The organism is Achromobacter sp. UBA5777 (assembly GCF_002418565.1).
In the GTDB taxonomy this organism is placed as follows: domain Bacteria; phylum Pseudomonadota; class Gammaproteobacteria; order Burkholderiales; family Burkholderiaceae_B; genus Achromobacter; species Achromobacter animicus.
The window spans coordinates 389-10,595 of sequence record NZ_DIEJ01000302.1; the positions used below are offsets into that span (position 1 = coordinate 389).

A 10,207-nucleotide genomic window follows, 5' to 3' on the forward strand; every position below is an offset into this window, starting at 1 on the left:
CGCGGATCATGGGCGTTGCGGGGGCGTGGTGTCGCCGTCGCCGAGGCTGCGCTGCATGAGGACCGTATCGCGCCATTCGCCGTGCTTGTGGCCCACGGACCGCAGCGTGCCGACAGGGTGAAAGCCTTGGCTGGCGTGCAGCGCGAGCGAGGCGGCGTTGCGGCTGTCGCCGACGACGGCGAGCATTTGCCGCCAGCCGGCGGCGGTGCAGCGCTCGACCAGCGCGGCGAGCAGCTTGCCGCCGATGCCCAGGCCGGCGCGGCCGGCCTTGACGTAGACGGAGTCTTCGACGGTGTGCCGGTAGGCGGGGCGCGGGCGGTAGGGGGTGACGTAGGCGTAGCCGACGACTTCGCCGTTGATCTCGGCCACGAGGTAGGGCATCTCTTTTTCGAGGACGCCGGCGCGGCGCTGGCGCATTTCGGCGATGGAGGGCGGCTCGAGTTCAAAGGACGCGGTGCCGTGCTGCACGTGATGCGCGTAGATGGTCTTGATGGCGGGCAGATCGGCTTCCGCGCTGTCGCGGATGAGGACGGTGGGCGAATGGGGCGACATGGAAAGGGCCGGAGATTTATTGGTAGGCGGTCAGGTGTGCAAGATGCCGTACCCACGGACGTGCGAATGCGGGCGGTGTCCAGAGATGCGAGTACGCGCGGTCCGATCGAAAACGCCAGTGTGGGCCAACCGCATTCATTAATAAAGCTTTGGTCTATTATGATTTTCATAAGCAAAACTTTGGTGATGTCATGCGCGGCTTGAATCTGGACCACTTGCGCACGTTTGCGCAGGTCATCGAACTGGGCAGTTTTTCCGCCGCCGCTGAGCGCGGGGGCGTGACGCAGCCCGCAGTCAGCCTGCAGATCCGCCAACTGGAGCGGCGTTTCGGATTGAAGTTGGTGGAACGGGTGGGGCGGCGCGCGGGGCCGACGGCGGCGGGGCGCGAATTGCTGGCCCATATCCGCGTGATCGACGGCGCCATTGCGCAGGCCGAGCAGGCGATGGCGTCGCATGCGTCGCAGGTGTCGGGGCGGATCCGGCTTGGCACGGGCGCGACGGCGTGCACCTATCTGCTGCCGCCGGTGCTGGCGGAGCTGCGCCAGCGGTTTCCGGCGCTGGACATCGTGGCCAGCACGGGCAATACGGCGGACATGCTGCGCGGGCTGGAGGCCAATACGTTGGATATCGTGCTGATCACGCTGCCGGCGCCGGGCCGCATGTTCCAGGCGACGCCGGTGATGGAGGACGAGTTCGTGGCGATCTTTCCTTCGCGCGATCCGGCTGCGATTCCGGAGGTCGTGACGCCGCAGTCGCTGGCGCGGCTGCCGCTGGTGCTGTTCGAGCCGGGCGCGCGCACGCGGCGGCTGGTGGACGACTGGTTCGAGGCGGCGGGCGTGGCGGCCAAGCCGATCATGGAGTTGGGCAGCACGGAGGCGATGAAGGAGATCGTGGGGGCGGGGCTCGGCTGCGCGGTGTTGCCCCGGCTGGCGGTGTCCGGCGCGGGACGGCGTGACGCGCTTGAAGTGCGATCGCTGACGCCAAGGCTGTCGCGCGATCTGGCGATCGTCCTGCGGCGCGACAAGCCGCTCAGCCGCGGGCTGCGGCATTTGCAGGACGCGCTGCTGGCGTTGGGGGGGCGGGCGTCATGACGGCTTCACGCAGGTCCGGCTCGACGCGTATGTCCCCTTCGATCGCGACGGCTTCTATTGTTTCTACGGCCCGTACGACGCGCACGACTCCTACGACTCCTTCAGTCGCTACAGTCGCTACTGCCCCTACGCTACATAAGACCCGGATGGCCCGTAAGAGCCTTACGACCCGACCCCTCGCCGAACCCGATCTCTATCCCTACGAATCCTCGCGCCGTCCGCTGGCGGGACTGGCCATCGACTATCCCGACGGTCATCGCGTCAAGCGCCACCGCCATCGGCGCGGCCAGCTTGTGTACGCGATGTCGGGCGTGATGGTGGTGGATACGGACGCGGGCATCTGGGTCGTGCCGCCGACGCGCGGCGTGTGGGTGCCGGCCTGGGTGTCGCACGGCATCCGCATGAGTGGCGAGCCGCGCATGCGCACCGTTTTTGTCGAGCCGGGGGCGGCGGCGCACCTGCCGGCGCAATGCTGCGTGCTGTCCGTGTCGCCGCTGCTGCGCGAATTGATGGCGGCCGCCGCCAAGGTGCCGCTGGACTGGGAGCCGGACACGCGCGACGGGCGGCTGATGATGTTGTTGCTGGATGAGTTGCGCCAGGAACCCGTGCTGCCGCTGCATCTGCCGCAGCCGTCGGAGCCTCGGCTAGCGCGCATCTGCCGCGCCATCGTGAGACATCCGGAACGGCAGGACGGGGCAGCGGACTGGGCGCGGGAATTGGGCGTGGATCCCAAGACGGTGCACCGGCTCTTCGTGCGCCACACGGGTATGACGTTCGGCCGCTGGCGCCAGCAGGCAAGGCTTTTGGCGGCGATGGAGCGGTTGGCGCGGGGCGATCGGGTGCTGGATGTGGCGTTGGATCTTGGGTACGAGAGCCCGAGCGCTTTTGCGGCGATGTTCCGCAAGGCGTTGGGCGAGTCGCCGAGCGCGTTCGCGGCGCGCGGCGTGGCCTCCGCCTGACGGCCGTATGGCGGGCCGCCTGACGACGGGCTGACCGCCGCGCGTCCGTTTCCGGGGCGCTCGCGGGCGGCCGGGCGCGGAAGCAGCGTATTATTTAGCGTTTTGCCGCCCACGCTAACAGCTACAGCCTGAGACAGATCATGCCGCACTACCGCTCCCGCACCTCGACCCACGGCCGCAACATGGCCGGCGCCCGCGCCTTGTGGCGCGCCACCGGCATGAAGGATGGCGACTTCGGCAAGCCGATCATCGCCGTGGTGAACTCGTTCACGCAGTTCGTTCCGGGCCACGTGCACCTGCGCGACCTGGGCGCGCTGGTGGCCAAGGAAATCGAAGCCGCCGGCGGCGTCGCCAAGGAATTCAACACGATCGCCGTGGACGACGGCATCGCCATGGGCCACGGCGGCATGCTGTATTCGCTGCCGTCGCGCGAACTGATCGCGGACTCGGTGGAATACATGGTCAACGCGCACTGCGCCGACGCCATGGTCTGCATCTCGAACTGCGACAAGATCACCCCGGGGATGCTGATGGCCGCCATGCGCCTGAACATCCCGGTCGTGTTCGTGTCGGGCGGTCCGATGGAAGCGGGCAAGGTCAAGTCGCCGACTGACGGCAAGGTCATCGCCAAGATCGACCTGGTCGACGCCATGATCAAGGCTGCCGACCCCAACGTGTCGGACGCCGAAGTCGCCGAAGTCGAACGCAGCGCCTGCCCCACGTGCGGCTCCTGTTCCGGCATGTTCACGGCCAACTCGATGAACTGCCTGACCGAAGCCATCGGTCTGGCGCTGCCCGGCAACGGCACCATCGTCGCCACGCACGCCTGGCGCAAGGGCCTGTTCGAACAAGCGGGCCGCCTGGTCGTGGACCTGTGCCGCCGCTACTACGTCGAAGAAGACGAATCCGTCCTGCCGCGCAACATCGCCACCAAGAGCGCATTCCAAAACGCGATGGCGCTGGATGTGGCGATGGGCGGTTCGACCAACACCGTGCTGCACTTGCTGGCCGCGGCACAGGAAGCCGGCGTGGACTTCACGATGGCCGACATCGACCGCATCTCGCGCAAGGTGCCGTGCCTGTGCAAGGCAGCGCCCGCCACCGACAAGTACCACATCGAAGACGTGCACCGCGCGGGCGGCATCCTGGGCATCCTGGGTGAACTGGCGCGTGCAGACCTGCTGGATCTGTCCTGCGGCAACGTGCACAGCGGCACGCTGGGCAACGCCATCCAGCAATGGGACGTGGCCGGCAACGCAAGCGAAGAAGCCAAAAAGTTCTACCGCGCAGCCCCCGGCGGCATCCCGACCACGGTCGCCTTCAGCCAGGATGCCACGTTCCTGACGCTGGACACGGACCGCAAGACGGGCTGCATCCGCAGCAAGGAAAACGCCTATTCCAAGGACGGCGGCCTGGCCGTGCTGTACGGCAACCTCGCCGAGAAGGGTTGCATCGTCAAGACGGCCGGGGTGGACGAATCGCAGTGGGTCTTCACGGGCCGCGCGCGCGTCTTCGAAAGCCAGGACGACGCCGTCGAAGGCATCCTGGGCGACAAGGTCGTCGCGGGCGACGTGGTGGTGATCCGCTACGAAGGCCCCAAGGGCGGCCCCGGCATGCAGGAGATGCTGTACCCCACGTCCTACTTGAAGTCCAAGGGCCTGGGCAAGACCTGCGCGCTTTTCACCGACGGCCGCTTCTCGGGTGGCTCGTCGGGTCTGGTGATCGGCCACGCTTCGCCGGAAGCGGCGGAAGGCGGCACCATCGGTCTGGTCGAAGAAGGCGACACGATCGAGATCGACATCCCGAACCGTAAGATGCACCTGGCCGTTTCCGACGAGGAACTGGCCCGCCGCCGCGCCGCCATGGACGCGCGCGTCGACGGCTGGGAGCCGGTGGGCCGCGAACGCGTGGTGTCGCAGGCGCTGCAGGCGTATGCGGCGCTGGCCACATCGGCCGACCGCGGCGCGGTGCGCGATCTGTCGCAGCTCAAGCTGAAGGGCAAGCGCTGATCGGTTGATGGCGGTTGTTTGAAAGGCGGCGCACTTGGTGCGCCGTTTTTTTTCAGTTGACGATGTTCGATGCGCATCTTGCCGTTGCCCGCATCGGGAGGGGAGATCGATTACCGCTTGCGATTTGTAATCTAGAAATACAGCTTATGAATTGTATTCGAAAAATACAGCATACGTTGCGTATTTTGTTTTTACAACCTAGAATCTGTAAACCTCACCTTCAAGGGTTGGCATGTCCGACTTCACCGTCCGCACGGCGGACCAGCTTCCCGCTTTGCTCCGGGCCTTCCGCAAACAGGCGGGCATGACCCAGGCTGAGGCTGCCCTGCGTCTTGGCGTCACGCAGCAAACGCTTTCGGCGTTTGAGCGCAACGCCGGCAAGCTTGGCGCTGACAGGTTGCTGGAGATCCTCGGCATCCTGGGCGTGGAAGTCGTGTTGCGGCAACGTGCAAAGTCTTCCACGTCCAAAACATCGGCCACACCGGATTGGTAGCCATGGGCCGCCGCTCGCACCACCGCGCTCTGGATCTCTGGATGAACGGGGACTTCGTGGGCGTCTGGAACGTCCAGCCCCAGATCGGCGAGACGCTCCAGTACGACGAGGCATGGACTGCCTCGGGCCGGGGGCGGCCGCTGTCGCTTTCGCTCCCCTTCACGCCGGGCAACCCGCCGCATCGCGGACAGATCGTGCGCAGCTATTTCGAGAATCTGCTGCCCGACAGCCAGAACATTCGCGAACGCGTCGCGCGGCGGTTCCAGGCGGGTTCCACTGATGCGTTCTCGTTGTTGGCCGAAGTTGGTCGGGATTGTGTGGGCGCTGTTCAGGTCATGCCCCGCGGCGTGGCGCCTGACCCCGTGACGCAGGTCGACGCCGTTGCGCTCAGCGATGCGCAAGTGGCCCAGGTGCTGCGCAGCACCCTGACTCCCGGGCCTTTGGGCGGGCGCAATGCGGACGCCGATGACGGGTTCCGCATCTCGATCGCCGGGGCCCAGGAAAAGACGGCCATGCTGTGGCTCGATGGCCGTTGGTGCAGGCCTCACGGCGCCACCCCGACCACCCATATCTTCAAAATGCCGCTCGGCCTCGTCGGCAACCTGAAGTTCGACATGAGCCATTCGGTGGAGAACGAGTGGCTGTGTTCCGAGATTCTCCATGCCTACGGGCTGCCGGTGGCGCGCACCCAGCCGTTGATGTTCGAAGACATGAAGGTGCTGGCGGTCGAGCGGTTCGACCGCCTGTGGTGGCGCAACGATGACGGCAAGCGCTGGCTGATCCGCCTGCCGCAGGAAGACATGTGCCAGGCGACGGGCACGCCGCCGCATCTGAAGTATGAATCCGACGGTGGACCGGGCATGCGCAGCATCATGAAGCTGCTGGCCACCTCGCGCGACCCCGATCGCGACCGGCGGACGTTTTTCCAGTCGCAGGTCCTGTTCTGGATGCTGCGCGCCACGGATGGCCACGCGAAGAACTTCAGCATTTTTCTGCGACCCGGCGGCGCGTACGAGCTCACGCCGTTGTATGACGTACTGTCTGCCTATCCCGTCATCGGTACGGGCGCAAACCAGTTGTCGCCGTTCAAGGCGCGCATGGCCATGGCGGTGCGCACCAAGAACACCCATTGGCTCATGCGCGACATTATGCGGCGGCATTGGCTCGCCGTCGGTGCGGAACATGGTGTCGTGGCGCCGGACGGCCGGGGCGTGGAGGCGGTGGTCGACGATCTGGTTTCGCGTACGCCACAAGTGGTGCGCGCGGTGCAAGACATTCTGCCGCCCGCGTTTCCCGAGCACGTGGCCGATACCATCCTCCAGGGCCTGCAGGCCGCGACCGACAGACTGGCAGCTTAGCCAGAAGGAGTGCGAACCAATGTCCCTGAATTCCGACGCCTTGCGCCTGTTCCTTGGCGTGGTCGACGCCGGCTCCCTCAGCACCGCCGCCGAAATGCTCGGCCAGACCGCATCCGGCGTCAGCCGTGGCCTGCATCGGCTTGAAGAAGATCTGGGCGTCACGCTGCTGAACCGCACCACGCGCCGCATGGAGCTGACCGAAGAGGGCCGGCATTTTCTGCCGAAGGCGCGGCAGATCGTGGCGGCGCTGGAAGAGGCCGAGGAGTGCATGCGCATGGTGCACCAACGGCCGGCCGGCCGTTTGCGCGTGGACGCGTCGGTGCCGGTGATGCTGCACTGTGTGGTGCCGCACGTGGCCGAGTTCCGGCGCGCGTATCCGGAGATTTCGCTGGAACTGACCAGCAATGATCGAATCGTGGATCTGATGGAGCATCGCACCGACGTCGCGCTGCGCATGGGCCCGCTGACCGATTCCACACTGCATGCGCGCGCGCTGCGGCCGTCGCCGCGCTGGATGATGGCCAGTCCGGATTACATCGCTCGGCGTGGCGCGCCGCGCACGGTGGAGGATCTGGCGGACCATGAAGTGTTGGGCTTCACGCAGCCGGAGAGCCTGAACCTCTGGCCGCTGCGCCATGCCGGCGGTTCAAGTTTTCAGGCGACGCCGACGCTTGCGACGTCCAGCGGCGAGACGCAGCGGCAGCTGGCGCTGCGCGGCGTCGGCATTGCCTGCCTGTCGGACTTTGTCGTGCGCGAGGATATAGCGGCCGGGCGCCTGGTGAAGGTGCTGGAAAGCGAATACACCGATCACCTGCAGCCGATGCACGCGGTGTATCACCGCAACACGCAGCTGTCGCGGCGCATTGCGTGCTTCCTGGATTTTTATGCGGACAGGATTTGATTCTTCCTGGGCAGGCGCGTCAATCGCCTCGCGTGCACCATGCAATATTCAAGATATCGCGGCCCGCGGCGGAATAGCGTTCGGCGTGATGAACGTAGACAAAACTGAATGGACCGAAGTACGTCAACTGCCACCTCGGGCAATTCCAGGTTTGTAAGGACACCTGATGAGAACTGTATTCCGGTACGGGCATTCCTTCGGCATCTACCGGGATCTTGTGCGCTTCGTAGATGGTGTGGCGTCCCCAAAAAATCGAACCGGCATATGCTTGATGCTTTCGATGCGTCGCCCAGCGCTGAATCGGCATGTGTTCGACGCTTTCAAGCTCCCAATAGTCGCTTGACTGATAGTGCTCCGGCGGGGGGAATTGCTGCTTAAAGTACAGCGGCCAGCAGAAAAGCGGGATCAGAAAGCCGACAAATGCGCTAAACCAACTTAGCCAGCGCCGCCGAGTCATGCTGTAGAAATTGGCGAAGCAGGCGGCGGGCACGAACAGCACCATGCCCAGCCACAGTCCAACGTTCGCTTTATCTAAGAAGTCTGCATAGGGATCAGCAGCCAATGAAAACGAGCTGCCGGTGCTGATCGCCGCGCCCGACAAAGCAATCACCCGGGCAATCATTACACCCGAGCGAGACTCAGGCCTTGCCTTGTCTTGATTCATGAGTGGGTTGAGGGATCCCGTGGGTGCGCTGTTCATGTGCGCGGGATCCGCTGTAGAAGGAAACGGTCGAGATTTTTCCTTGGATGGGCACTTAATGACATCGGACGAATTCGATTTTGATATCGCCCGTCGCCGAAGTTTCAGCAACTCCCGACATTGCCAGGTCGTGTCGTCAATTTGATCGACACCGAGCCAGCGCCCGAGCTCCGGATGGATTCGTCTCCTTTACGCGTGCAGTGCCCGTCCAAACGCCGCCAGCACAGATTCATGCAGCGTTTCCGACAGCGTCGGGTGCGCGAACACGGTGTGCATCAGGTCCTCTTCGGTCGCTTCCAACGACGCTGCCACGCCATAGCCCGTGATCAGCTCGGACGCCTCCGGATGGATGATGTGCGCGCCGAGCAGTTCGCCTGACTTGGCGTCGAACACCGTCTTGACGAGCCCCTGGTCCTCGCCCATCGCAATCGCCTTGCCGTTGCCGGCGAAGGTGAATTTCCCGACACGGATCTCGCCGCCGGTCTTCGTGGCGTGTTCACGCGCGCGGGCTTCGGTCATGCCGATGCTGGCAACCTGCGGATAGGAATACGTGCAGGCGGGAATGCGCAGCGGATCGATGGCGTGCACCGGCAACCCGGCGATGGCCTCCACACACAGCACCGCTTCGTGGCTGGCCTTGTGAGCAAGCCACGGGGCGCCGGCCACGTCGCCGATTGCGTAAACGCCCGGTTCGCCGGTGCGGCACAGGCCATCGGTGACGATGTGCGTCTTCTCCACTTTGACGCGGGTCTTTTCCAGTCCCAGATCCTCGACGTTGCCGACGATGCCGGCGGCCACGATGACGCGGTCGAATGTCTGCTCGAGCTTCCTGCCTTCGTGTTCCAGCGTGACCTTGACGCCGTCGGCCGAGGCCGACGATGCCGTCACTGCGCAACGGGTCAGCACGCGGATACCTTGCTTCTCAAAGGCCTTGCGCGCCAACTGTGAGATCTCGGCGTCTTCCTGCGGCAGGATCTCCGGCGTCATGTCGATCAGCGTGACCTCGGTGCCCACCGCGCGATAGAAGCTGGCGAACTCGGCGCCGATGGCGCCCGCGCCCACGACCAGCAGCGACTTCGGGACCTCGGTCGGCACCAGCGCCTGGCGGTAGACCCAGATGCGTTCGCCGACGGGCAGCGCCGGCAGTTCGCGAGCACGTGCGCCGGTGGCCAGGATGATGTGCTTGGCCGACAGCGTGGCGCCGTTGTCCAGCGCCAGTTTGCCCGTGCCCGCAAGCCGGGCGGTGGCGGCGAACACCGTCACGCCGTTCTTCTTCATCAAGTGCGCCACACCTTGGCCCAGCCGGCCGGCAACTTTACGCGATCGGGCGACCATGGCGGCCAGATCGGGGCGCGCTTCACCCGCGCCCGTCACGCCGTAATGCGCGGCCTCGCGGCAGGCGCGCAGCACGGTGGCGCTGTGCAGCAGGGCTTTCGTGGGAATGCAGCCCCAGTTCAGGCAGATGCCGCCCAGTTCGGCGCGCTCGACCAGCGCGACCGACATGCCCAACTGCGCGGCGCGGATCGCGGCCACGTAGCCGCCCGGCCCGCCGCCCACCACCACCAGATCAAAACTCGTCTTTGTCATGGCGGGGCTCACAGCAGGATACGCACGGGGGTTTCGATCAGCGCGCGGAACGCGGCCAGCCAGCGCGCGCCGACCGCGCCGTCCACGACGCGGTGGTCGGCCGACAGCGTCACCGTCATCACGGTGGCGGCAATGAGTTGCCCATCGGCGTCGACCACCGGCCGGCGTTCGGCCGCACCGACGGCCAGGATGGCGGCCTGCGGCGGATTGATGATGGCGGCGAACTGGCTGATGCCGTACATGCCCAGGTTGCTGACCGTCAGCGAGCCGCCGGTAAACTCCTCGGGCTTTAAGCGGTTGACCTTGGCGCGCTTGGCCAGTTCGACGATCTCTGCCGCGACGGCGGACAGGGACTTCACGTCGGCGTCGCGCACGATGGGCGTGACCAGGCCGCCTTCCGTGGCGACCGCCACCGAGATATCGGCGCCGGCGTGGTATTCGATATCGTCGTCGTGCCAGGACGCGTTGACCTCCGGAACCTCGCGCAGCGCCAGCGCGGCGGCGCGCACGATGAAGTCGTTGACCGACAGCTTGACCGCGCCGCCGTGGTTGGCCTG

General features: G+C 65.6%; 10 protein-coding genes. 6 read left to right on the forward strand and 4 right to left on the reverse strand.

Annotated elements, in window-relative coordinates; genetic code table 11:
* Positions 1–6: 6 nt before the first annotated feature.
* On the reverse strand, positions 7–552 hold the full coding sequence (locus B3446_RS26275; RefSeq protein ID WP_175122177.1) for a GNAT family N-acetyltransferase: 546 nt from the start codon (positions 550–552) through the stop codon (positions 7–9).
* A gap of 191 nt (positions 553–743) precedes the next feature.
* Here B3446_RS26275 and B3446_RS26280 point away from each other — a divergent pair, with 191 nt between their 5' ends.
* The 6 genes from B3446_RS26280 (at position 744) to B3446_RS26305 (ending at position 7,363) form a co-directional block, all read left to right on the forward strand.
* A complete protein-coding gene (locus B3446_RS26280) occupies positions 744–1,643 on the forward strand; it encodes a LysR family transcriptional regulator (RefSeq protein WP_279973721.1) in 900 nt (299 codons plus the stop codon).
* Positions 1,644–1,789: 146 nt separating this feature from the next.
* Positions 1,790–2,602 carry an AraC family transcriptional regulator gene (locus B3446_RS26285; protein ID WP_191578807.1) on the forward strand — a complete coding sequence of 271 codons (813 nt, stop codon included), beginning with the start codon at positions 1,790–1,792 and terminating at the stop codon, positions 2,600–2,602.
* A gap of 140 nt (positions 2,603–2,742) precedes the next feature.
* Positions 2,743–4,611 carry a dihydroxy-acid dehydratase gene (ilvD, locus tag B3446_RS26290; protein WP_291386879.1) on the forward strand — a complete coding sequence of 623 codons (1,869 nt, stop codon included), beginning with the start codon at positions 2,743–2,745 and terminating at the stop codon, positions 4,609–4,611.
* Between the two features lie 232 nt (positions 4,612–4,843).
* Positions 4,844–5,104, forward strand: a complete 261-nt coding sequence (locus B3446_RS26295) for a helix-turn-helix transcriptional regulator (RefSeq protein ID WP_291386881.1) — start codon at positions 4,844–4,846, stop codon at positions 5,102–5,104.
* A gap of 2 nt (positions 5,105–5,106) precedes the next feature.
* Entirely contained in the window at positions 5,107–6,462 is a 1,356-nt protein-coding gene (locus B3446_RS26300) for a type II toxin-antitoxin system HipA family toxin (protein ID WP_291386883.1), read from the forward strand.
* Between the two features lie 19 nt (positions 6,463–6,481).
* Positions 6,482–7,363: a LysR family transcriptional regulator gene (locus tag B3446_RS26305; protein WP_291386885.1), complete on the forward strand. Its 882-nt coding sequence runs from the start codon at positions 6,482–6,484 to the stop codon at positions 7,361–7,363.
* Between the two features lie 19 nt (positions 7,364–7,382).
* Here B3446_RS26305 and B3446_RS26310 read toward each other — a convergent pair whose 3' ends face one another.
* The 3 genes from B3446_RS26310 to B3446_RS26320 all read right to left on the reverse strand — a co-directional run.
* Positions 7,383–8,063 (reverse strand): hypothetical protein, encoded by a 681-nt coding sequence (locus tag B3446_RS26310; RefSeq protein WP_291386887.1) that lies wholly within the window; start codon positions 8,061–8,063, stop codon positions 7,383–7,385.
* A gap of 189 nt (positions 8,064–8,252) precedes the next feature.
* The gene (lpdA, locus tag B3446_RS26315; RefSeq protein WP_291386889.1) at positions 8,253–9,650 is read right to left on the reverse strand and encodes a dihydrolipoyl dehydrogenase; all 1,398 of its coding nucleotides are present in this window, start codon (positions 9,648–9,650) and stop codon (positions 8,253–8,255) included.
* Positions 9,651–9,658: 8 nt separating this feature from the next.
* A partial coding sequence (locus B3446_RS26320) for a 2-oxo acid dehydrogenase subunit E2 (RefSeq protein ID WP_291386891.1) occupies positions 9,659–10,207 on the reverse strand: 549 nt, incomplete at its 5' end.

What these genes read in the sequence shown, in the direction of transcription:
- B3446_RS26275 (WP_175122177.1), bottom strand. Translation starts at nt 552, where the DNA reads ATGTCGCCCCATTCGCCCACCGTCCTCATCCGCGACAGCGCGGAAGCC.
- B3446_RS26280 (WP_279973721.1), top strand. Translation starts at nt 744, where the DNA reads ATGCGCGGCTTGAATCTGGACCACTTGCGCACGTTTGCGCAGGTCATC.
- B3446_RS26285 (WP_191578807.1), top strand. Translation starts at nt 1,790, where the DNA reads ATGGCCCGTAAGAGCCTTACGACCCGACCCCTCGCCGAACCCGATCTC.
- ilvD (WP_291386879.1), top strand. Translation starts at nt 2,743, where the DNA reads ATGCCGCACTACCGCTCCCGCACCTCGACCCACGGCCGCAACATGGCC.
- B3446_RS26295 (WP_291386881.1), top strand. Translation starts at nt 4,844, where the DNA reads ATGTCCGACTTCACCGTCCGCACGGCGGACCAGCTTCCCGCTTTGCTC.
- B3446_RS26300 (WP_291386883.1), top strand. Translation starts at nt 5,107, where the DNA reads ATGGGCCGCCGCTCGCACCACCGCGCTCTGGATCTCTGGATGAACGGG.
- B3446_RS26305 (WP_291386885.1), top strand. Translation starts at nt 6,482, where the DNA reads ATGTCCCTGAATTCCGACGCCTTGCGCCTGTTCCTTGGCGTGGTCGAC.
- B3446_RS26310 (WP_291386887.1), bottom strand. Translation starts at nt 8,063, where the DNA reads ATGAACAGCGCACCCACGGGATCCCTCAACCCACTCATGAATCAAGAC.
- lpdA (WP_291386889.1), bottom strand. Translation starts at nt 9,650, where the DNA reads ATGACAAAGACGAGTTTTGATCTGGTGGTGGTGGGCGGCGGGCCGGGC.